The 21,253-nt window shown below is 72.0% G+C and carries 19 protein-coding genes; 11 read left to right on the plus strand and 8 right to left on the minus strand.

Features of this window, described 5'->3' with window-relative positions:
• Positions 1–90 precede the first annotated feature (90 nt).
• The 4 genes from ACFWBD_RS10055 to ACFWBD_RS10070 form a co-directional block, all read right to left on the minus strand.
• Positions 91–1,647 carry a hypothetical protein gene (locus ACFWBD_RS10055; RefSeq protein WP_385665307.1) on the minus strand — a complete coding sequence of 519 codons (1,557 nt, stop codon included), beginning with the start codon at positions 1,645–1,647 and terminating at the stop codon, positions 91–93.
• A complete protein-coding gene (locus ACFWBD_RS10060; protein WP_385665310.1) occupies positions 1,647–3,827 on the minus strand; it encodes a hypothetical protein in 2,181 nt (726 codons plus the stop codon). Before ACFWBD_RS10060 ends, ACFWBD_RS10055 begins: the two co-directional genes overlap by 1 nt.
• 120 nt (positions 3,828–3,947) lie before the next feature.
• Positions 3,948–4,952, minus strand: a complete 1,005-nt coding sequence (locus ACFWBD_RS10065; protein ID WP_385665692.1) for an isopenicillin N synthase family dioxygenase — start codon at positions 4,950–4,952, stop codon at positions 3,948–3,950.
• A gap of 25 nt (positions 4,953–4,977) precedes the next feature.
• Positions 4,978–5,436: a nucleoside deaminase gene (locus tag ACFWBD_RS10070; RefSeq protein WP_385665313.1), complete on the minus strand. Its 459-nt coding sequence runs from the start codon at positions 5,434–5,436 to the stop codon at positions 4,978–4,980.
• Between the two features lie 250 nt (positions 5,437–5,686).
• Here ACFWBD_RS10070 and ACFWBD_RS10075 point away from each other — a divergent pair, with 250 nt between their 5' ends.
• Together ACFWBD_RS10075 and ACFWBD_RS10080 are read left to right on the plus strand one after the other, a co-directional pair.
• On the plus strand, positions 5,687–6,472 hold the full coding sequence (locus tag ACFWBD_RS10075) for a CDP-alcohol phosphatidyltransferase family protein (protein WP_351768094.1): 786 nt from the start codon (positions 5,687–5,689) through the stop codon (positions 6,470–6,472).
• 292 nt (positions 6,473–6,764) lie between these two features.
• Complete coding sequence (locus tag ACFWBD_RS10080) at positions 6,765–8,060, plus strand: S8 family peptidase (RefSeq protein ID WP_385665316.1); 1,296 nt, start codon at positions 6,765–6,767, stop codon at positions 8,058–8,060.
• 99 nt (positions 8,061–8,159) lie between these two features.
• Here the strand turns inward: ACFWBD_RS10080 and ACFWBD_RS10085 are convergent, their stop codons facing one another.
• On the minus strand, positions 8,160–8,573 hold the full coding sequence (locus tag ACFWBD_RS10085) for a PLD nuclease N-terminal domain-containing protein (RefSeq protein ID WP_385665319.1): 414 nt from the start codon (positions 8,571–8,573) through the stop codon (positions 8,160–8,162).
• Positions 8,574–8,730: 157 nt separating this feature from the next.
• Between ACFWBD_RS10085 and ACFWBD_RS10090 the strand changes: the two genes are divergently transcribed.
• The 8 genes from ACFWBD_RS10090 (at position 8,731) to ACFWBD_RS10125 (ending at position 15,552) form a co-directional block, all read left to right on the plus strand.
• Complete coding sequence (locus ACFWBD_RS10090; protein ID WP_385665322.1) at positions 8,731–10,188, plus strand: menaquinone biosynthesis decarboxylase; 1,458 nt, start codon at positions 8,731–8,733, stop codon at positions 10,186–10,188.
• Positions 10,185–11,087, plus strand: a complete 903-nt coding sequence (mqnP, locus tag ACFWBD_RS10095) for a menaquinone biosynthesis prenyltransferase MqnP (RefSeq protein WP_385665324.1) — start codon at positions 10,185–10,187, stop codon at positions 11,085–11,087. Before ACFWBD_RS10090 ends, mqnP begins: the two co-directional genes overlap by 4 nt.
• A 146-nt stretch (positions 11,088–11,233) precedes the next feature.
• Positions 11,234–11,905 carry a UbiX family flavin prenyltransferase gene (locus ACFWBD_RS10100; RefSeq protein WP_385665694.1) on the plus strand — a complete coding sequence of 224 codons (672 nt, stop codon included), beginning with the start codon at positions 11,234–11,236 and terminating at the stop codon, positions 11,903–11,905.
• A gap of 129 nt (positions 11,906–12,034) precedes the next feature.
• Entirely contained in the window at positions 12,035–12,490 is a 456-nt protein-coding gene (locus ACFWBD_RS10105; RefSeq protein ID WP_385268513.1) for an Lrp/AsnC family transcriptional regulator, read from the plus strand.
• 112 nt (positions 12,491–12,602) lie between these two features.
• Positions 12,603–13,766, plus strand: a complete 1,164-nt coding sequence (mqnE, locus tag ACFWBD_RS10110; protein WP_385665327.1) for an aminofutalosine synthase MqnE — start codon at positions 12,603–12,605, stop codon at positions 13,764–13,766.
• Positions 13,767–13,883: 117 nt separating this feature from the next.
• The gene (locus ACFWBD_RS10115) at positions 13,884–14,408 is read left to right on the plus strand and encodes a GNAT family N-acetyltransferase (protein WP_385665329.1); all 525 of its coding nucleotides are present in this window, start codon (positions 13,884–13,886) and stop codon (positions 14,406–14,408) included.
• Between the two features lie 93 nt (positions 14,409–14,501).
• On the plus strand, positions 14,502–14,810 hold the full coding sequence (locus tag ACFWBD_RS10120; RefSeq protein WP_385665332.1) for a DUF4229 domain-containing protein: 309 nt from the start codon (positions 14,502–14,504) through the stop codon (positions 14,808–14,810).
• A 61-nt stretch (positions 14,811–14,871) separates the two neighbouring features.
• Positions 14,872–15,552: a TetR/AcrR family transcriptional regulator gene (locus tag ACFWBD_RS10125; protein ID WP_385665334.1), complete on the plus strand. Its 681-nt coding sequence runs from the start codon at positions 14,872–14,874 to the stop codon at positions 15,550–15,552.
• 28 nt (positions 15,553–15,580) lie between these two features.
• Here ACFWBD_RS10125 and ACFWBD_RS10130 read toward each other — a convergent pair whose 3' ends face one another.
• From ACFWBD_RS10130 to ACFWBD_RS10140, 3 genes are all read right to left on the minus strand, one after another.
• Complete coding sequence (locus ACFWBD_RS10130) at positions 15,581–17,332, minus strand: DUF4157 domain-containing protein (protein WP_385665336.1); 1,752 nt, start codon at positions 17,330–17,332, stop codon at positions 15,581–15,583.
• A 133-nt stretch (positions 17,333–17,465) separates the two neighbouring features.
• Positions 17,466–18,326, minus strand: coding sequence for a MaoC/PaaZ C-terminal domain-containing protein (locus ACFWBD_RS10135; RefSeq protein ID WP_385665339.1), 861 nt, complete (start codon positions 18,324–18,326; stop codon positions 17,466–17,468).
• Positions 18,326–19,696, minus strand: coding sequence for a 3-oxoacyl-ACP reductase (locus ACFWBD_RS10140; RefSeq protein WP_385665340.1), 1,371 nt, complete (start codon positions 19,694–19,696; stop codon positions 18,326–18,328). Before ACFWBD_RS10140 ends, ACFWBD_RS10135 begins: the two co-directional genes overlap by 1 nt.
• A 101-nt stretch (positions 19,697–19,797) precedes the next feature.
• On the opposite strand from ACFWBD_RS10140, the gene ACFWBD_RS10145 reads away from it, so the two are divergent.
• Complete coding sequence (locus tag ACFWBD_RS10145) at positions 19,798–21,156, plus strand: acetyl-CoA C-acetyltransferase (RefSeq protein WP_385665342.1); 1,359 nt, start codon at positions 19,798–19,800, stop codon at positions 21,154–21,156.
• The last annotated feature ends 97 nt before the right edge of the window (positions 21,157–21,253 follow it).

The following is a 21,253-nucleotide window of genomic DNA, read 5'->3' on the forward strand; positions in this document are numbered from 1 at the left end:
ACTCGCCACCCGCTACAAGGCCGGAGTCCACCTGGCCGCACTCATCCTCTGGCTCCGCGAACCCACCCAAGATCCTTTGTCAGACAGTGCCTAGGACGGCGGCAGGCACTCCCTGGCCGGGGGTTTTCCCTCCGGCCAGGCGAGGCGGACGAAGCGGGAGCCGCCGTCGGCGTGGAGTTCCACGATCGGCACGGCCTTGTCGTACGGATTGCCGTGCACGTCCAGGCAGATCCAGCCGCTCGCCCCGCTCACCCGCAGCGAGCCCTTGACCTGCGGCCACTGGAGGCCGACGTCCGCGAGGGGCGGGACGGCCGCGCCGTCGGGCGTGGCCTCGCGGATGCCGTGCACGGCCAGCGTCATCGCGTCGAAGGCGATGATCAGCTGGCCGTCCTCCAGAGCGACCTCGCCGATCGGGCCGACCGGCTCACGGGCACTGCGGGCGAGGAGATCGGTGAGCACCTTCGCGTCCTGCGCGGAGCCGCCCGGCAGCTCCACGGGGGCGTTCACCCAGGCGTCCGGGTGGGCGAGCGAGGTGTAGCGGACGGAGAGGTTGTGGGTGAGGGCGGTGCGGTCCAGCTTCTTGTCGCCGGACAGGTACGAGCCCTCGTCGCCCGTCAGCACCGTGAACTTCCGGTTCTGGCAGCCCCGCGTGCCGAGCGCGTTGACGAACTGCCGCAACTGCGTGTGCCGGCCCGCGAACAGGATCGTGTCGGTCCCCGCGGAGGTGTCGCACACCAGGTGGGTGATCTGCCGGAAGGTGTTCGCCGTCGTCCCCTCCTCGGTACGGTCGGCGGGCGGGGTGAAGGGCTGCGGCTCGTAGGGCGAACCCTTCAGCAGCGCCGCGAACGACGTCTGGAGCGTCCGCGTGTACGGGTCGCCGGGCTTGTCGTACACCAGCAGGGCCCGGCCCGCGTCGACCTTGGCGAACGAGGCCAGGGCGCGCGCCTCGTCCGTGTTGGTGGGGGAGACCCGGGCCAGGCCGGGGAAGGGGTCCTTGCCGTTCTGCCCGTTGGCGAGGTTGTCGGCGGTGACGGAGGCGCCGACGACCGGGATGCCCCGCCGGGTCAGTTCCGCGACGGCCTTCTTGTTGTTGTCGGTGCTCTGCCCGACCCCGGCGACCGCGCGCAGCCGGTCGTCGCCCTTAGCCATCCGCTCCAGCTGGTCGACCATCGCCTCCCAGTGGTCGCTGGTGGCACCCGGGTTGGCGAGCACCAGGCGGATCGCCGGAGCCTGCCCGTTGGAGGTGTGGTTGGCCTGCCACTGTGCCAGGTAGGCGCCCTGTACCTCGTGCTGGATGTCGCTGAGCGTCGAGGGGGTGGAGGCGGTGTACGGCAGCATCAGCGCGACCGTGACGTAGCCGCCCGCCTTGAGCCGGTCGTTCTCCCGGTCGATCGCCCGTACCGTGTCCCGCAGTTGGGGATGGCCGAAGTCGTACGCGCCCGTGGCCACGCCCACGCACTCGGCGCTGCCGTCCGGCCGGGCCACTCCGGGCGCGCAGGACCGGTTCTCGTGGGTGACCGCCCGCACGGCGAAGACCAGCCCGCTCAGCACGGCGGCCGTGACCAGCAGGGCCAGATAGCGGTAGAGGCGGATCTCCCAGACCTCCCGCAGCCACCGCACCAGCGGGCTTCTGACTCCGTCGGCCATCACGCCACCCCGTCCCCGTCGTCAGGTCCGTGCCCGTCGCCGTCCGTGTCGCCGTCCTCGTCCTCGGCCGGGGTGCGCAGCGGGCGGCCCGCGAGGGCGTCCCGGGGCCAGGCCTGGGAGGTCGCGAACAGCAGCGCGCCCCCGGCGGGCCGCTGGTCGGACAGCTGGAGCAGCTCGAACTCCAGCCGCCCGCACACCCGTGGATCCGGTAGGACCAGCGGGTCGGACACCTGCCAGACCGCGTGCAGCAGTCGCCGTATCCGCAGATGCAGGGCCCGGTCGACGCCTTCGGGCGGCTCCTCGGCGGCGTCCGTGCGGCCCAGCGCGATCGCCGAGCGCCGGTCGTCTCGGCCGTCGGAGTCGCGGCCTGCCGCGTCGTGCGCGTGGAAGTAGGGCGCGGACGCCAGGAACCGCAGGGTGTCCAGCCAGGTGCGGGTGCGCAGGCCGGTGAACGTGTCGCGCAGGTAGGCCACCGCGCCGGCCGTGTCGCCGAGCGCCAGCTCGTGGTAGAGCCGGTACCGGGCGTGGGCGGGGTCCTGGTCGTCCGGGTCCCGGCCGTCGGCGTGGGTGTAGTGCCGGATCAGGGTCTCGTGCACCTCACGCCACTTGGCGTGGTCGGCGGGCCGGTGGTGCAGTCGGAGCAGCAGCAGGGTGCGGGTGAAGGGGTCGCCGACGAAGTGGCCCGGCGCGGCCGGCAGCCCCTCCGCGGCGAGCCGCGCCCGCAGCGACCGGACGCCCGAGGAGCCGAAGTCGTCGGGGAGCTGCGCGTCGGCGAGGGCGACGGCGGAGTCGTGGTCGTGGGCGGCCGCGAGGACCGTCAGCTCGTCGAGCCGGTCGGCCGGGACCAGACGGGCCAGCAGTTCGGCGTAAGCGACACGGCCGTCGTCGGCCTGCCCCTCCTCCAGTTTGACCTTCGCGGTGAGCAGTCGCCCCAACGAGGCCGCCCGTCCGGGGTGTTGCCGGGCGGCGGTCGCGAGCAGCACGATGCCGAGCGGGTTGCCGCCCGTCAACCGGTGCGTGGCGTGCGGGAACCGGGGCGGCAGCTCGGTGTCGTCGCAGACCGCGCCGACCATGTGCAGGGTGTCGTCGGGGGACAGCGGCGGCAGCGGTACGAGCAGTGCCCGCGAGGAGGGCGAACTGCCCGGCTCCCAGTCCGTGGCCCGGGCCACCTCCGGCAGTGCACGGCGTACGGCGTCCCCGAGCGCCGGATGGCCCGTGCCGCGTACCGTCGCCACCCACACCACCTGGTCGGCGACCCCGTCGGCCCGGTCCCGCAGGACGGCGTCCAGCAGCCCGGGCCCCGGACCACTACGCGCGTTGTCCAGCAGTACGAGCGGCCGGCCCAGCCGGGTCAGATGCGAGCCGAGCCCCGAGTAGGCCTCGGCCAGGTCGGCGAGCAGCGCCCGCACCAGCCAGCGCTCGGCGTGCTCGCGCGAGGTGCCGCCGGCCCGGAAGTTCCCGGCGAGCAGCAGCAGTCCCCGCTTGGCGTTGCCGCCCGCGTTCGGATAGGAGCGGTACCAGGTGGCCGGCTTCTGTTCCTTGCGGTGCGTGACGCCCTCGGAGAGCGCCTCCAGGGTGGCCTCGACGGTCGCCGCGACGAACGGGCCCCCGCCGCTCGCCGCCGCGATCACCTTCGAGGCGACCTTGGCCGCCCACCGTCCGGCCAGGCTGAACCGGGAGGCGCGCTCGTTCAGCAGCAGGATCCGCACCAGCTCCCGCCGGATGCGGTCGGAGTCGGTCCGGCCGCTCCAGTCGCTGGCCCGGACCGCGACCAGCCCGGCCGTCAGCCGCGGGAAGGTGAGCTGCCCGGCCGCCCGCACCGGCTCCGACAGCTGCTCGGCGACCACCAGCAGCGCCTGCCACACCGGCGACCAGGACTCGGGGCTCTCCTCGTGCGGCGGCCGCGCGAACTGCTCGTCCTCGCAGTCGATCAACGCGACCGGGGTGCGTCTGCGGGCCTCGCCTCTGCGGGTGTGTTCCGTGTAGGCGTCCCACAGTTCGGCGAGCACCGCGCTCTTGCCCAGACCCCGGCCGCCCGCCAGCACCAGCAGGGGCGGCCCCGCGGGGTGTTCGGGCTTCTCCGCGTGGAGCTCGTAGGGACGGATCCCCACGAGCCGCGGTACGAGACCGGCGGGCTCGACGTCGAACAGCGCGCCACGCCCGTACAACCGTCTGTGCACCGCGCACCTCCCCCAGGGCTCGGTTCCCAACGCAAGGGTAAGGAGAGGGAGTTGGTAAGTGCCAGATCGCATGGTGTCCGTTGGGTCACGAAACTTCCGGACGTGAGCGGAATGGGCTCCTCATTCCACCGTGATCGAGTCCAGTTTCTCCCGCAGGTACACATGCGAGTCGACCGCCTCGTACGCCACACGGCCGACTGGCGCCGGGACGGACTCCACGACCGTGCCCGGGGTGCACTCGCCGAAGTAGACGAGGGACATGAGCTCCTCGGCGGGCGCGTCGGCCGGGGGCGGCAGCACGCGGTGCCTGCCCGAGCGCCACCGGTCGCCGGTCCAGCGGGCCATCAGATCACCGATGTTGACGGTGAAGGCGGCCGGGTCGAAGGGCGCGTCCTCCCAGCCGCCCTCGTCCGTCCAGACCTGGAGCCCGCCCTTGCCGGCCTGCCGGTCGAGGATGGTGACGGTGCCGAAGTCGGTGTGCGGGCCGATCCGGAACTGGCCCGGCTGCGGCTCCCCGACCACCTCCGTCCCCGGATACCAGTTGATGTTGAAACCGTAGGTCGGGTGGTCCATGTGCCGGGAGAAGAAGTCCGGTTCGAGGCCGAGGGCCTCCCCGAGCAGGGAGAGCAGCCGCCTCTCCAGTTCACCCATCCGGGTCAGGTACTCCTCGCACAGACCCTGGAGCTCCGGTACCTCGGCGGGCCAGACGTTCGGCGCGTACCACTCCGCGTTGACCACCGGGTCGTCGAACGGCTCGTGCGTGGCGAAGGTCAGGGACTCCTTCAGGTCCGGCGGGGTCTGTGTCCCCTCCGAGTACCCGTTGGCCTCCGCGCCCGGCCCCAGCCAGCCGCGCCCGCCGACCTTCGCGCCGTACGCCTGTTTGACGTCGGCGGGCAGCACGAAGAACGACCGGGCGGCTCTCCGGATGCGGTCGCGCAGGGCGGGGTCGATCCCGTGCCCGGTGACCAGCAGGAACCCGGCGGACCGCAGGGCGTCGTCGACGGTACGGGCGATCGTGGCGCGGGCTTCTGCGTCACCGGAGAGCCAGGGCCCGAGGTCGACGGTCGGGATGCTGGAGGTGCTGGAGGTGCTGGAGGTGCTGGAGGTGCTGGAAGCGGGGGAGATGCGAGAGGTGTGGGCGGCAAGGGGGTTACTCACCGATGTCCTCGTTCCAGAGAGCCGGGTTCCGCTCGATGAAGTCGCGCATCAGGGCGATGCACTCGGAGTCGTCGAGGAGCACGATCTCGACGCCGTGTTCGGCCAGCCAGTCATGGCCGCCGTGGAAGGTGCGCGCCTCGCCGACGAGCACCCGGGAGATGCCGAACTGGCGGACCAGCCCGGAGCAGTACCAGCAGGGGGACAGGGTGGTCACCATCGTCGTGCCGCGGTACGAGCGCTGCCGTCCCGCCGCGCGGAAGGCGGCCGTCTCCGCGTGCGTCGAGGGGTCGCCGTCCTGGACGCGCCGGTTGTGGCCGCGGCCCAGCAGGGCGCCGTCCGGGCCGTAGAGCGCGGCCCCGACCGGGATGCCGCCCTCGGCGAGACCGGCCCGCGCCTCTTCGACGGCGGTGGCGAGCCACGACCGTGCCGTCGCCTGGTCCACCCGGTGCATGAGGTCCTCCTCGACGAGCCGTGTGCCTTCACCACGATCCGTTCCCGGAGGAGTCCGCGCTGACGCGGGCGCTCACGCGATCGTGTGGTCGGGCTGGCGCGAGGTGACCTGGCCCGGGCCGTCGACGGGTCCTGGCACCGCACCCGACCGTGCCGAAATCCCCCCGGGAAATGTCCGGGAGCGGGTCGAGTAGCCTGTGCCGATCACCGCCGCAGGCGCGGCAGTTGAGCCCCGGGCGGAAGGAAAGTTCATGGTTGCTGCTCCTGTTCTGGAGGAGCTGCGGGAGGTCTGTCAGCCGCAGGCCAAGCTCGCCAGTCGCAACGGCGAGCACTGGGCGGGGCGCCTCTACATGCGCCGCGTCTCGCTGCGGTTCACCCGGCAGCTGGTGCGCACCCGGATCACCCCGGACCAGCTGACCTGGACGATGGTGGTGTGCGGGGTGCTGTCCGGTGCCGCGCTGCTCGTCCCGGGGCTCACCGGGGCCGTGCTCGCCGCGCTCCTGATGCAGTTGTTCCTGCTCTTCGACTGCGTGGACGGCGAGGTCGCCCGCTGGAAGGGGCAGAACAGCGCGACCGGCATCTACGTCGACCGGCTCGGCGCCTATCTGGCCGACGCGGCGCTCATGATCGGCTTCGGTTTCCGGGCCGCCGAGTCCGGCCTCGGCGGCTGGGCGGGCTTCAACGGCTGGGTGTCGCTGGGTCTCGCGACCGCGCTCGGTGTGGTGCTGCTGAAGGCCTCGACCGACCTGGTGGACGTGGCCCGGGCCCGGCGCGGGCTCGCCGTCGCCGACGACGAGGCCACCGCGCCCCGCTCCCAGGGCGTCGCCTCGCTGCGCCGTCTCGCCGCCGCCTTCAAGATCCACCGGGTCACCAACGGCATCGAGGCCTCCCTGGTCCTGCTGGCCGTGGCCGCCCTGGACGCGGCGACCGGCGGTGTCGGACCGACCCGCTGGGCGCTGGCGGCCATCGCCGCGATCACCTGGCTGATGGTCCCGGCCCACCTGCTGTCGATCCTGTCGTCGTCCCGGCTGCGGTGACGCGGGCGAGGTAGCCGTGGAGGGCGCCCGCGCCCTCCGGCATCGCGTGCGCGCGGGCCGTCAGCGCGCTGTCTCCGCCGGCGTGGAGCACTCGTACGCGCGCTGAGCCCGCTCGGCCGAGCAGGTGATTTCATGACCGGCCCGCACTGTCCCGGGTGAGTCGCCCATGGGGAACATTTGACCGCTCCTATTGTCCTACCTTGTTGATCTTTGCTCCGGTGTGCAGGGTGTGGAGGACCAGGTGGGAAGAGTCGGAAAGATTCCGCTCCGTAATGGTTTGATCGCTTGTGCCGTGCTGTCGGCCCTCACGGCCGCCGCGGTCGTGCCCGGCTCCGCGCAGGCCGCCGAGCCCGCTCCGACGGAGCGGTGGATCGTGCAGCTCAAGGACACCGTCACCGATCCGGGCAAGGTCGCCGAGGAGCAGGCGAAGGGGCAGGCGTCGGACGGCGGGAGCCGGCTGCGCCATGTGTTCGACGCCACCGTGGACGGGGCGGCCCTCAAGGGCTACGCCCTGGAGGCGACCGCGGACCAGATCGAGGCCATCCGCACCGACCCGCAGGTCGCCTCGGTCGAACCCGACCAGCAGGTGTCCCTGCCCGAGCCCGTCGGTGGTTCGTCGGTGCAGGCGCCGCGGCATCGGGCGGGCAAGCCGGGCGAGGGCGGTGTCGCGTACAAGGGCGACGCGCTGCTCGCCGGACAGTGGGGGCTGTTCCGGATCGGCGCCGTGGCGGGCTCCGAACACGGATCCCGGGTGCCCGCGGCCGCCCGGGTCGGGGTGGCGGTGCTGGACACCGGCGTGGACGCCGGTCACCCGGACCTGCGGGTGGCCGGGAACGCCAACTTCAGCACCTCTGCCACCGCGGACGACTTCCACGGCCACGGGACGCATGTCGCGGGCATCGTCCAGGGGCTCAACAACGGCATCGGCGTGGAGGGCATCGCGCCCGGCACCCCGCTGTGGAACGTCAAGGTCCTGGGTGACAGCGGCTCAGGTCTCTTCTCCGATCTCATCGCGGGCCTGAACTGGGTCGCCCAGAACGCGAAGTCGAAGAACATCAGGGTCGCCAACCTGAGTCTGGGAACCCCGACGGACAGCCCGCTGGTGCACCAGGCCGTCCGGCTGGCGACCCAGGCGGGCGTCGCCGTGGTGGCCTCCGCGGGCAACGCCGGCACGACCGCGCTGAGCTACCCGGCGGCCTATCCGGAGGCGATCAGCGTCGCCGCCACCACCGTGTTCGACCAGCGGGCGACCTTCTCCAACCACGGAGCGTCGTGGGTGGACATCGCGGCCCCGGGCGTCGACATCCTCTCCACCCTCCCCACCCGCGCCACGCCCCTGGGCGAGGACCACGGCTTCCTCTCCGGTACGAGCATGGCCGCGCCCTTCGTCACCGGCTCCGCCGCCCTGTGCCTGACCTCCGGCCACTGCCGGGGGAACGCCCGCGACATCCTGCGCACGCTCGGCCGGGACGCCCTGCCCATCGCCGGCACCGGCTCGGAGTACCGCTACGGACTCGTCCAGGTCGGCTGCTACTGGCAGCACGCCCCCAAGTGCTCGCCCAGGTCCGCCGAACACGACGCGGCCTAGGGATCCGCCCCCGACCCGGGGCCGCCCCCTTGCGGGGGCCCCGCGTCCACGCCCCCGGCGCCCGCGTCTCACCGAGACCGCAGGCGCCGTCGGCCTGTCTCAGCTCTGCGGAGGCCGGGGGTCCTCGCCGGACTCGCGGCGCTTCAGCTCCTCCTCGCGGCGGCGCAGGTCGGCCTCCCAGTCCTTGAGGAGGGCCTCCTCGTCCTTCTTGTCCTCTTCCCTGTTCTCTTTCAGGGACTTGAGGAACTCGGGGTTGTCGTCCGGCGCGACCCACTCGGCGCGTCGGCCGCGGGGCGACTCGGCCGCGCTGCCACCACCCACGGGCGCGCGCCGCGCCTTGCCCGCCACCAGCCAGGCGACCGGACCGACGAGCACCTCGCCGAAGAGCAGGATGATGATGACCCAGACCACCTTCGGCAGCCCCCGCACCTCCTCCTCGGGGGTGTTGAGGCAGTCGATGAAGGCGTAGATCCACAGCGCCAGTACCAGCAGGAACGGCAGATACCTGAGCATGGTGGCGGGTTCCCCCAGGAGACGGCGACGGGGCGCGGAACGGCCCCGGTGACCGGGCCAGGGTAGCGGGTGGCGGAAATCGTTCCCGCGAGGCGGTGCGGGGGCGTAGTGCGGGGCGCGCGTCGGCGCCGGAAGGGCCTCGGCGATACTGGGACACATGGCTTACGACGATCTTCGTTCCCTGCTCAGGGCACTGGAACGCGAAGGCGACCTCAAGCGCGTCAAGGCTGAGGTCGATCCGTATCTGGAAGTAGGGGAGATCGTCGACCGGGTCCAGAAGTCCGGTGGCCCCGCGCTGCTCTTCGAGAACGTGAAGGGGGCGAGCATGCCCCTCGCGATGAACGTGTTCGGCACCGACCGGCGGCTCCTGAAGGCCCTCGGCCTCAAGTCGTACGCCGAGATCAGCGAGAAGATCGGCGGCCTGCTGCGCCCCGAGCTCCCGCACGGCTTCGTCGGCGTCCGCGAGGCGTTCGGCAAGCTCGGCGCGATGACGCACGTACCGCCGAAGAAGGTGAAGCCCCAGGACGCGCCCGTCCAGGAGGTGGTCCTGCACGGCGACGACGTCGACCTCGACGCCCTGCCCGCCCTCTTCACCTGGCCGCAGGACGGCGGCTCCTTCTTCAACCTGGGCCTGACGCACACCAAGGACCCGGAGAGCGGGATCCGCAACCTCGGCCTGTACCGCCTCCAGCGCCATGACAAGCGCACGATCGGCATGCACTGGCAGATCCACAAGGACAGCCGCAACCACTACCAGGTCGCGGCCCGCAAGGGCGAGAGGCTCCCCGTCGCGATCGCCTTCGGCTGCCCGCCCGCCGTGACGTACGCGTCCACCGCCCCGCTCCCCGGTGACATCGACGAGTACCTCTTCGCCGGCTTCATCGCGGGCAAGCGGATCGAGATGGTCGACTGCAAGACGGTGCCGCTCCAGGTGCCCGCGCAGGCGGAGGTCGTGATCGAGGGCTGGCTGGAGCCGGGCGAGATGCTGCCGGAGGGCCCCTTCGGCGACCACACCGGCTTCTACACCCCGCAGGAGCCGTTCCCGGCCCTGAAGATCGACTGCGTGACGATGCGCAAGCGCCCGCTGCTCCAGTCGATCGTGGTCGGCAGGCCGCCGACGGAGGACGGTCCGCTGGGCCGTGCCACGGAACGCTTCTTCCTGCCGCTGCTGAAGATCATCGTCCCGGACATCGTGGACTACCACCTGCCCGAGGCCGGCGGCTTCCACAACTGCGCGATCGTCTCGATCGACAAGAAGTACCCCAAGCACGCGCAGAAGGTCATGCACGCGGTCTGGGGCGCCCACATGATGTCCCTGACCAAGCTGATCGTGGTCGTCGACGCGGACTGCGACGTCCACGATCTGCACGAGGTCGCGTGGCGGGCGCTCGGCAACACCGACTACGCCCGTGACCTGTCCGTCGTCGAAGGCCCGGTCGACCATCTCGACCACGCCTCCTACCAGCAGTTCTGGGGCGGCAAGGCGGGCGTCGACGCGACGCGGAAGTGGCCCGAGGAGGGGTACACGCGGGACGGCGGCTGGCCGGAGATGGTGCTGTCCGACCCGGATACGGCGGCCAAGGTCGACCGCCGCTGGAAGGAGTACGGGCTGTGAGTTCCGCTTCCGCAGCACTTCCGCAGCCGGGACGCACCAAGGCCTTCCTGCGGCTGGTGATGATCGAGCACTCGGTCTTCGCGCTGCCCTTCGCCTACATCGCCGCGCTGACGGCGATGTTCCGGACCGACGAGAACATCCACTGGGGCAGGCTGCTGCTGGTCACCGTCTGCATGGTGGGCCTGCGCACCTTCGCGATGGCGGTCAACCGGATCATCGACCGCGAGATCGACGCCCGTAACCCCCGCACGGCGCACCGCGAGCTGGTGACGGGCGCGATGTCGGTGCGGCACGCCTGGACCGGCGCCCTGATCGCCCTGGTGGTCTTCGTGGGCGCGGCGGCCCTGCTGAACCCGCTCTGCCTGGCCCTGGCCCCCATCGCGGTGATCCCGATGGTGGTGTACCCGTACGGCAAACGCTTCACGAACTTCCCGCAGGCCATCCTCGGCCTGGCGCAGGCGATGGGCCCGATCGGCGGCTGGCTGGCGATCACCGGCGAGTGGTCCTGGGACGCGGTCATCCTGGGCCTGGCGGTGGGCATCTGGATCGGCGGCTTCGACCTGATCTACGCCTGCCAGGACGTCGAGACGGACCGCGAGGTCGGCGTCATGTCGGTCCCGGCCCGCTTCGGTATCCCGGCGGCGATCCGCGGCGCGCGCGTCTGCCACACGATCACGACGGCCCTGTTCGTCTGGTACGCCCTGGCCACGGACGCCGGCGCCTTCTTCTGGTTCGGCCTGGTGATCGTCGCGGGTGCCTTCGTCTACGAGCACAGCATCGTGCGGCCGCACGACCTGACCCGCCTGAACAGGGCGTTCTTCTCGACGAACGGGTTCATCGGGATCAGCCTGTTCGGGTGCGCGCTGATCGACCTGCTGGTGCGGGGGCTCACGGTCTAGGGGCCCGTCCGGTCCGTGTGGTCCGTCCGGGGGAACGGGCGGGCGGAGGGGGCGAAGGGGGCATGCGGGCTCGAGGGCCGACCGGTCCTGAAGACCTCTCCGCTCACCGGTACGCTCAAGGTGTGAACGCAGGAGAAACGCAGCGCGTGCCTTGGATCGTGGGGGTGTCCGGGGCGTCCGGTACGCCCTATGCCGCCGCTGTGCTGCGCGCCCTGCTCGCCGGGGGAGAGAGCGTCGACCTGGTGGTCAGCCGGGCCTCGCGGCTCACCCTCCTCGACGAGACGGGGATCTCCTTCCGGGACGCGCACTGGCGCGACGACCTGCGGGAATGGCTCGCGCGGGGGGCCGACGGCAAGCCGGGCACCTTCGACGTGGACCTCGAGGACGAGGGCGACGGCGACCGGGTGCGGTACTGGGCGGCCGGGGACCTGGCCGCCGGGCCGTCCTCCGGGTCGTACGCCACGAAGGGCATGCTGATCGTGCCCGCCTCCACCGCCTGCGTGGCCGGGGTCGCCCTCGGGCTCTCCAAGGACCTTCTCCAGCGGGCGGCGAGCGTGACGCTCAAGGAGCGGCGCCCGCTGGTCGTGGCCGTACGGGAGACCCCGCTGAACGGCCAGACCCTGCGTCATCTGGTCGCCCTGGACGAGGCGGGCGCGAGCGTCGTGCCGGCCTCCCCGGCCTTCTACGCGGGCGCCACCCACATCCAGGACCTGGTGGACTTCGTCGCCGGGCGGGTCCTCGACGCGGCGGGCGTCGGGCACGGGCTGTACCGCCGCTGGAAGGGCGAGATCGGCGGCGGCTCCCGTCCTCCCGCCTGAGCGTCGGACGGCCACGGCGGCGCGGACCGCACAGGCGGGGCGGGCGGCACGCACCACCCTTTCGGCAACACCCGCTTCAGGACTCCCCCCACACCACTTCATCTCTCCTCACCGGAAGGCTTCGATCGCATGGACGCGGTGGACAGGCAGCTCATCCAGGCCCTGAGGGAGAACGGCCGGGCCTCGTACGCGGAGCTGGGGCGCCTCGTCGGTCTGTCGGGACCAAGCGTCACCGACCGCATCAACCGGCTGGAGGCGGCCGGCGTCATCACCGGCTACCGCGCCACGGTGAACGCCGCCCAGCTCGGTCTCGGCGTCACCGCCCTCATCGGCATCTCGCTCTCCGACGCCGCCGACCACGAGGACGTGGCGAACCGGGTGAAGGACCTCAGCGAGATCGAGGACTGCTGGTTCATCGCCGGCGACGACTCGTTCATGCTCAAGGTGCGGGCGAACGACGTGGACGGGCTGGAGCGGATCATCCGGCGGCTCAGCGGGACCAAGGGCGTGTCCCGGACCCGGACCACCATCGTGCTCTCCACCAAGTGGGAGAACCGGGTCGGGGAGCTTCCCGAAGAGGTCTAGGCCCGTTTCGGGGCCGCTCGGGGGCAGCTCCCGCCCGGAGGGCGGGGGCGTACGGTTGGTCGTCGGTGGCGTCATCGCAGGAAGCCGCAGGAAGTCGTAGAGAGGTGTGGGCATGGATGCCGGACTCAAGCGCGAGCTGGAGCAGAAGGTCAGGGCCGGTGAGCGGCTGACCCGTGAGGACGGCATCGCGCTGTACGAGTCGGACGACCTGGCGTGGCTGGGCGGACTGGCGCACGAGGTGCGCACCCGCAAGAACGGCGACGTCGTGCACTTCAACGTCAACCGTCACCTCAACATGACGAACGTGTGCACGGCCTCCTGCGCCTACTGCTCCTTCCAGCGCAAGCCGGGCGAGAAGGACGCGTACACGATGCGCATCGAGGAGGCGGTGAAGCTCGCCAAGGCGATGGAGGGCGAGAACCTCACCGAGCTGCACATCGTCAACGGCCTGCACCCGAACCTGCCGTGGCGCTACTACCCGCGCTCGCTGCGGGAGCTGAAGGCCGCGCTTCCGGACGTCTCCCTGAAGGCGTTCACGGCGACGGAGATCCACCACTTCGAGACGATCAGCGGGCTGTCGGCCTCCGAGATCCTCGACGAGCTGATCGACGCCGGTCTGGAGTCGCTGACCGGCGGCGGCGCCGAGATCTTCGACTGGGAGGTCCGGCAGCACATCGTCGACCACCGCACCCACTGGGAGGACTGGTCGCGCATCCACCGGCTGGCGCACGAGAAGGGGCTCAAGACCCCGTGCACCATGCTGTACGGCCACATCGAGGAGCCCCGCCACCGCGTCGACCACGTCCTGCGCCTGCGTGAGCTCCAGGACGAGACGAACGGCTTCCAGGTCTTCATCCCCCTGCGCTACCAGCACGACTTCGTGGACATGCAGGACGGCAAGGTCCGCAACCGGCTCCAGGCCCGCACCCAGATGGCGACCGGCGCGGAGGCCCTCAAGACCTTCGCGGTCTCCCGGCTGCTCTTCGACAACGTCCCGCACGTCAAGGTCTTCTGGGTCATGCACGGCGTCCAGACTGCGCAGCTCGCGCTCCAGCACGGCGCCGACGACATGGACGGCTCGGTCGTCGAGTACAAGATCACGCACGACGCCGACAACTACGGCACCCCGAACAAGCTGACCCGCGACGACCTGCTGGACCTCATCCGGGACGCGGGCTTCCGGCCGATGGAGCGCAACACGCGGTACGAGATCATCCGCGAGTACGACGGCCCCGACCCGGCGCTCCGCGAGTCGCCGCAGCCGATGCGGGTGTGAGTACGGCTACGGGGGGCGAGGGTGTGGGTTCCGGCGGGCGCGGGGGCGTCCGCCGGGGGCCGTTCCAGGATCCGAGAGCGGCGGTACGCATCACGCCGTAAGGATTACGATCCTGGTGTGTCCCTTACCTTCACTCTCGACCCCGCCGTCACCCCCGCCCTGCGTGACGGCATCCTCGACCTGTGGACGGACGTCTCCAACGCGGGCGGAGCCGTCGGCTTCGTGGCGCCGGTGGAGCGCGAGACGATCCGGCCGGAACTGGTCCGCCACCTCGTCCAGATGGCCGAGGGCCGCACCCGACTGCTCGTCGGACACGACGCGGCCGGCCAGGTCGCCGCGACGGCGTTCCTCAGCTTCAACACCCACCGGCTCCAGACCCACTGGGTGATGCTCTACACGGTGATGGTGCACCCCCGGCACCAGGGCAAGGGCTACGGCCGCGACCTGCTGGCGGCCGCCGCCGACGAGGCCCGCGCCTTCGACGGCATCGACGCGATACGGCTCACCTGCCGGGGCGGACACGGCCTGGAGCACTTCTACGGCTCCTGCGGCTACAAGGAGGTCGGCCGGATACCCGGCGCCATCCGGGTCGCGCCGGACGACGACCGCGACGACATCGTCATGCTGCTGCCGCTGACGTGACCGCTGCGACCGCTCGCACCCCGATGCAAGATCGGCGCCCCGGCGTGCTTCACTGGATGACGGCCCCTTTTGGATTCGGAAGAGTGGATTGACATGCTCCGCTACACACTGATGCGCCTCGGTGTCTTCGCCGGCTGCCTCGTGGTCGTCTGGGGTCTCGTCTACTCGGGTGTCGTCCCCCGCGGTCTCGGCGACTCCAACATCATGTGGGTCCTGCTGCTCTCGCTGGTGATCTCCGCGCCGATCAGCTTCGTGGTGCTGCGCAAGGAGCGCGACCGCGCCTCGGTGAACGTCGTGCAGCGGGTGGACCGTATGAAGGCCAACCTGGAGGCCGACAGGTCCCAGGAGGACGCCGCGATCGACGAGGCGACGCGCACCCAGGGCCAAACGCAGACCTCGTAGTCGCGGCACGCGGCGGGGCGGGCCGGGCCGGGGCACGAGCGGGCCCAACTAGGCTGTGTCCATGGGGACCGTGAAGACCAAGCGGATGCCGCGTGCGGTCCGTGAGCAGCAGATGCTGGACGCCGCCGTGGAGACCTTCGGCCGCCGGGGGTACATGGCCGCTTCGATGGACGAGATCGCCGAACTCGCGGGCGTGTCCAAGCCGTTGGTGTACCTGTACCTGAACTCCAAGGAAGACCTCTTCACCGCCTGCATCCGGCGCGAGGCCAAGGCGCTCGTCGAGGCGGTGCGCACCGGCGTCCGCACCGACCTGCCCGCCGACCGCCAACTCTGGGACGGCCTGCGGGCGTTCTTCGCGCACACCGCCGAGCATCCGCACGCCTGGTCCGTCCTGCACCTTCAGGCCCGCACGCACGGCGAGCCCTTCGCCGCCGAGGTCACGGCGATGCGCGAGGAGATCGTCGCGTTCGTCACGCAGCTGATCGTGGTCGCGGCCAGGGAAGCGCTCCCCCACCCTCGGCTTCGCTCGTGCGGGGGGACCCCCACGGACCCCGACCTGCCCGAACGAGAGGTCGCCGGACTCGCCGAGGCGCTGGTCGGCGCCGCCGAGTCCCTCGCCGCCTGGGCCAACACCGCCGACGGCACCACTGCCCGGCAGGCGGCGGCGACCCTGATGAACTTTGCCTGGGCAGGCCTGGGCAACCTCATGGACGGCCGGCCCTGGACCCCACCGGAGACCTGAGAGCCTCCGGCAGGGCCACGGGGTCGCCTCAGCTCAGGTCCATGGCTTCCGCCCCTATCAGAGCCGGGGCCTGCTCGCTGTCCGAGGCCGAGGAGTCGGATTCGGAGCCGTAGCCGGTGTCCACCCGCTCCTGGCCCTCGCAGTCCACCCGGAGGCTGACGTGCGTGCCGCCGCCCTTCTCCGCCGCCGTGTGGATGCGCAGCGCGAGCATGTCGGCGTTCGCGACGGTGTAGTCGGACTCCCCGATGTTGGAGGCCTTGCTCGGCCAGTAGGGGCCGGGGCGCTTGGAGTCGTCGCCGACGAAGAGTTCCATGTAGCAGACCATGCAGGGTCGCTTGACCCCGGCGATCGCGGCGACGCTTCCCGCCGGCGCGCTCTCCACGATGCGGCGCTCGGCGTGCAGGCCGTCCGTGGCGGCGTCCTCCCGCTTCGCGGGCACGTTCACCGAGCCGCCGAGAGCCTGGAGAACCGCGGCGTACGCGTCCCTGCCCTGCCCTTCGCCCAGCAGACGTGAGGCCAGCTTCTGGGCGTGCCGTTGCTCGAGCGCCGTGCGGCCGGGGAGGTTCGGCGCGCCGGCCTCCAGGATGGCGGTGAGGAACTCGGCGGCGCTGGCCTTGCCTTCGTACAGGTCGGAGAGTGCCTTGTTGGCGCCGTCCTTGTTCGACGAGATGTACAGCTGGTACCGGGTGGCGGCGCCCTCCGGCCCCTCCTGCTGGACGGCGCTCACGCCCGCCTGTACTTCCTCGGGCTGCTTGCGCAGGTCGTTGAGGTAGTTGAAGGTGACGGTGGAGATCCAGCGCAGGGCCTGCTCCGGGCGTTCCGCCGAGAAGGAGCGTTCCTTCCGGATGTTGTCGGTGCCGTGGTACATCGCGCTCAGCGCGGCGCCCTTGAGCCCCTCGCTCTTCGCGTGCGCGGGGGCGTTGTCGGAGGCGATCGGGAAGTGCACGGTCTTGTTCTGCTGCCCGCCGTACTCCTTCCAGCCGTGGTTCTGCACGAGCGCCTTGGTGATCGCCTGCGCCACGGTCGCCTTCTTGCCGCCCCTGCCGGCCTTGGACTTGGTCGCCTCCTTGGGCATCCGCTGCACGCTCTGCCGCTCGCCGGTCCCGGTCGCCGCCCGCTGTACCGGAGCCCCGTGGCCCGCCGAGCCGGGCAGCGAGAGGTCGGGGGTCGAACCCTGCGCGACGAGACGACCGTTGGCGGCCGACTGGCGCTCGAAGGCGTCGCCCGGGTCGGACACCTTCACGCCCGAGCCGTTGTCCTTGCCCGCCACCGGGCCCTGCGACTGCTGCCGGACGTGGTCGAGTTCGTGGAACATCGTCTCGTCGTCCACCCGTGACGAGCCGAGCACGATGTGGTGGCCGACGGTCATGGCGTGGGCCTGGAAGTCGGCGCTCGCGCGCTGGGCGGTCGCGTCGTTGTGCACGCGCACATGACCGAGCGGCATTCCGTACGCCTGCTCGGCCTTGGCCTTGATGCGAGGGTCCAGACCGCTGCCGCCGGAGCCGGTCACCTCGGCCAGCGACGCCTCGCGCTGCACCGTCGCCTGCTGTGCCTCGTCGGTCTGTGCGGCCCGCTGGACCGACCGGTCCGCGTGTTCGCAGCCGGGGCCGTGCTCGTGCCGCTGTTCCTCGATGGCACGCGTCACCGCCGCGTTGCCCGCCGAGCGCTGGAGGGCGAGCAGTCCCGCCGCCGGCCCCGGGAGCGACGACCGTGCGGGGCCCCTCGCGGCCTTGGGCCGGCGGTTACCGCCCAGGTCGTTCTCCTGGTCCTGCGCGCGCATGGACGCTCCTCTCAGCGACGGACCCATGTGAACCCACCACTGTGCTCGACCGGCCCCGATCGGGGTAAGGGCCTGAAGGGCAGCGTCGGGGGCCGATCGTGCAGGATCGCCGAACGGTCCGGCAGCGCGCCGGTCACGGCGTGAGCGGGTCCACCCGGCCGCTCACGTGCACGCGTCCCGCCTCTCCCGTCCCGCGCAGCTCGAACCGTTCGCCGTCCGCCGCGAAGGCCACCGTTCCCGGCAGCAGGACCGGCGCCCGGAACTCCGCGCGCACCCGCACGGACTGGGGGGCGCCGTGCGCGGCGAGGCAGCGGGCCACGGTCCACATGCCGTGTGCGATGGCCCGGGGGAAGCCGAAGAGGCGGGCGGTGATCGGGTGGAGGTGGATGGGGTTGCGGTCGCCCGACGCGGCGCCGTAGCGCCGGCCGACGTCGGCGGCGAGCCGCCACTCGTCGAGCACGGGGAGCGGGCCGGGCTCCGGTTCCCGGGGAGCGGGCGCGGCCTCGGTGGCGTGCCGGGCCAGGTAGGTGCTCGTCGACTCCCACACGACCGCGCCGCCGTCCCGCAGCTCCGTGACGACGACCGCCTCCGTCCCTCGCCGGTGCGCCGCCAACCGCTCGATGTGCACGGTGAGTTCGTGGCTGCCGGTGGCCGCGAGGGCGGTGTGGCGGGTGATCTCGATCGAGGTGTGGACGAGGCCGAGCAGCGGCAGCGGGAAGCCGCGGCCGCTCATGATCCGCATGGCCAGCGGGAAGCCCAGGACATGGGGGTAGGTGAGCGGCAGGGAGTCCTCGCCGGTCGGGAAGCCGCACACCCGCTCGTAGGCGGCCAGCCGGTCCAGGTCCACCCGCAGCTCGGGCAGGACGAGCCGGTCGCCGGTGCCGGGGAAGGCGACACCCGGCCGGGGCCGCTTGAACGGCGAGCGCAGCGCGCCGAGGGCGAGCAGCGGACCGAGCGACGGAGGCCCGGACAGGAAGGTCACGACGCCGGTCACTACGCCCCCAGCAGACTCTGGCCGCACACGCGCACGACCTGCCCGTTCACCGCGCCGGACGCCGGATGGGAGAGCCAGGCGGTCGTCTCGGCCACGTCGACGGGCAGGCCGCCCTGCGCGAGGGAGTTCATCCGGCGGCCCGCCTCGCGGATGAACAACGGCACCGCGGCCGTCATCCTCGTCTCGATGAAGCCGGGCGCCACCGCGTTCACCGTCACCCCGTGCTCGGCGAGCGCGCGCGGCGCGAGGGACCGGACCAGACCGGCGACGCCCGCCTTGCTCGCGCCGTAGTTCGTCTGTCCCGCGTTGCCCGCGAGTCCGGCGATGGAGGCGGTGGCCACGATCCGCCCGCCCGTCCGCAGGGCGCCCTTGGCGAGCAGCGCGTCCGTGGTGCGCAGCACGCTCGCCAGATTGACGTCGAGCACCGAACTCCAGCGCTCGGCGGGCATGTTGACCAGCCGTCGGTCCCGGGTGACGCCCGCGTTGTGGATCAGTATGTCCAGCCCGTCGGGGAGCCCGGCGGCGATCCGCTCGCCCGCGTCGGCGGCTGTGATGTCGAGCGTGAGGGCGCTGCCGCCCAGCCGCGCGGCGACCCGGTGGGCGTCCTCCGCGGCCTGCGGCACGTCCAGTACGACGACATGGGCGCCGTCCCGGGCCAGCGTCTCCGCGACGGCCGCGCCGATGCCGCGGGCGGCGCCGGTGACGAGCGCGGTGCGGCCGACGAGGGGGCGGACCGGGTCGGCGGGGCCGTCGGGCGCCTCGGCCCCCACCCCGATCACCTGGCCGCTGACGTACGCCGACTTGGGGGAGAGGAGGAAGCGCAGGGTGGACTCGGCGGCGGACGCGTCGGTCAGCCGGACGAGGTTGACGGTCCTGCCCCGCCCGATCTCCTTGCCCAGCGACCGTACGAAGCCTTCCAGGGCCTGCTGTACGGCCGCCTGGTGGTGGTCCCGGGCGTCCAGGGGTGCGCCCAGCACGACGATCCGTCCGCTCGCCGCGACCGACCGCAGGACCGGGTGCAGGGCCGCGTGCACCTCGGCGAGCGCGTCGACGTCACGGACACCGGTCGCGTCCAGGACGACGGCGGCGGGGCGGGTGGTTCCGGCGGTGGCTCCTGCTGCCTCGGTGCCGGTGCCGGTGCCGGGGCCGGCTCCGGTTGTTTCGGTGGTCGTGGACAGCCCGGTGCGGGCCAGCACCGGCGCGAGGTCGAGCCCGGACGGTCCGCCGGCCGTGAGGTGCAGCAAGTGGCCGTCCAGGTGCGGCCGTTCGGCCGTCCAGCGGCTGAGCGCGGCCGGTTGCGGGAGCCCGAGCCGCGAGGCGAGGAACCGGCCGGGGGCCGTGGCGGTGAAGCTCAGATAGCGGTCGGCCATGATGATCTCCCACGGGCTCGGCGCACACCTCGTACCGGGTGCTTACTCTGAAGTAAGGTTACCGTGGGTAAGTCTAGGTCACGGGTGAGGAGCAGGTCGAGATGAGTACCTCGGAACCGTCACGGGCGAGCCGGCGAGTGAGCCACCTGAAGGTCGCGGCGAGCGGCGCGCCCGGGCCCCGGCCGGAGCTGCCGCGGATCCGCCGCGTGGCGATCGTCGGCGGCACCCGCATCCCCTTCGCCCGCTCCGACGGCCCCTACGCCACCGCCTCCAACCAGGAGATGCTGACGGCGGCCGTGAACGGCCTGGCGAACCGCTACGCGCTCGATGTGCCGGGCGTGGTCGGCGAGTTGGTCGCCGGGGCCGTCCTCAAGCACAGCCGCGACTTCAACCTCGCCCGTGAGACCGTCCTCGGCTCGAAGCTCGACGCCCGCACCCCCGCCTACGACATCCAGCAGGCCTGCGGCACCGGCCTCCAGGCCGTGATCGCCGCCGCCAACAAGATCGCCCTCGGCCAGACCGAGTCCGCGATCGCGGGCGGCGCCGACACCGCCAGCGACGCCCCGCTCGGCGTCAACGACCGCCTGCGCCGGATCCTCCTCGAAGCCCGCCGGGCGAAGTCGACGGGCGACCGCGTCAAGGCGCTCGCGCAGATCCGCCCCTCCCATCTGATCCCCGAGATCCCACGCAACGCCGAGCCGCGCACCGGTCTCTCCATGGGCGAGCACGCGGCGGTCACCGCCCGCGCCTGGGGCGTCGAGCGCGAGGCCCAGGACGGACTGGCCGCCACCAGCCACCAGCGGCTCGCGGCCGCCTACGAACGCGGCTTCTTCGGCGACCTGGTGGTCCCCTTCCGCGACCTGGCCCGCGACCAGAACCTGCGCCCGGACTCCACGGTCGGGAAACTGGCCGCGCTCAAGCCGGTGTTCGGCACCGACGGGCCGAACCCGACCATGACGGCGGGCAACTCGACACCGCTGACGGACGGCGCGGCGGTGGTGCTCCTCGCCTCCGAGGAGTGGGCCGAGGCACGCGGGCTGGAGCCGCTCGCCTACCTGACGGCGTACGAGACGGCGGCCGTGGACTTCGTACGCGGCGATGTCGCGGGCGGCGAGGACGGGCTGCTGATGGCGCCCGCGTACGCTGTCCCGCGCATGCTGGCGCGGACCGGCCTGGGCATCGAGGACTTCGACCTGTTCGAGATCCACGAGGCCTTCGCCTCCCAGGTGCTGGCGACGCTCGCGGCCTGGGAGAAGCAGGGTCTCGCGCCGGTGGACCGCGACCGGCTGAACGTGGCCGGCTCCTCCCTCGCCACCGGCCACCCCTTCGCGGCGACCGGCGCCCGCATCGTGGCGACCCTGGCCAAGCTGCTCGCCGAAGGGGAGGGCCCCGCACGGGGGTTGATCTCGATCTGCGCGGCGGGCGGACAGGGGGTTACGGCGATTCTGGAACGAACGTGAACGTTCCTCAGATAACCCCCGAGATTGCACATCCCCAGCTCCGGAACATCCCGGAACACGCACAAGCCCCACACGTGAGCGCCGTACGATCCCCTAC

The organism is Streptomyces sp. NPDC060002 (assembly GCF_042737245.1).
GTDB lineage: Bacteria > Actinomycetota > Actinomycetes > Streptomycetales > Streptomycetaceae > Streptomyces.

Excerpts from the sequence above, each read along its gene's own strand:
- ACFWBD_RS10055 (WP_385665307.1), bottom strand. The coding sequence starts at position 1,647 with ATGGCCGACGGAGTCAGAAGCCCGCTGGTGCGGTGGCTGCGGGAGGTC.
- ACFWBD_RS10070 (WP_385665313.1), bottom strand. The coding sequence starts at position 5,436 with ATGCACCGGGTGGACCAGGCGACGGCACGGTCGTGGCTCGCCACCGCC.
- ACFWBD_RS10075 (WP_351768094.1), top strand. The coding sequence starts at position 5,687 with ATGGTTGCTGCTCCTGTTCTGGAGGAGCTGCGGGAGGTCTGTCAGCCG.
- ACFWBD_RS10085 (WP_385665319.1), bottom strand. The coding sequence starts at position 8,573 with ATGCTCAGGTATCTGCCGTTCCTGCTGGTACTGGCGCTGTGGATCTAC.
- ACFWBD_RS10090 (WP_385665322.1), top strand. The coding sequence starts at position 8,731 with ATGGCTTACGACGATCTTCGTTCCCTGCTCAGGGCACTGGAACGCGAA.
- ACFWBD_RS10105 (WP_385268513.1), top strand. The coding sequence starts at position 12,035 with ATGGACGCGGTGGACAGGCAGCTCATCCAGGCCCTGAGGGAGAACGGC.
- mqnE (WP_385665327.1), top strand. The coding sequence starts at position 12,603 with ATGGATGCCGGACTCAAGCGCGAGCTGGAGCAGAAGGTCAGGGCCGGT.
- ACFWBD_RS10120 (WP_385665332.1), top strand. The coding sequence starts at position 14,502 with ATGCTCCGCTACACACTGATGCGCCTCGGTGTCTTCGCCGGCTGCCTC.
- ACFWBD_RS10125 (WP_385665334.1), top strand. The coding sequence starts at position 14,872 with ATGGGGACCGTGAAGACCAAGCGGATGCCGCGTGCGGTCCGTGAGCAG.
- ACFWBD_RS10130 (WP_385665336.1), bottom strand. The coding sequence starts at position 17,332 with ATGCGCGCGCAGGACCAGGAGAACGACCTGGGCGGTAACCGCCGGCCC.
- ACFWBD_RS10140 (WP_385665340.1), bottom strand. The coding sequence starts at position 19,696 with ATGGCCGACCGCTATCTGAGCTTCACCGCCACGGCCCCCGGCCGGTTC.
- ACFWBD_RS10145 (WP_385665342.1), top strand. The coding sequence starts at position 19,798 with ATGAGTACCTCGGAACCGTCACGGGCGAGCCGGCGAGTGAGCCACCTG.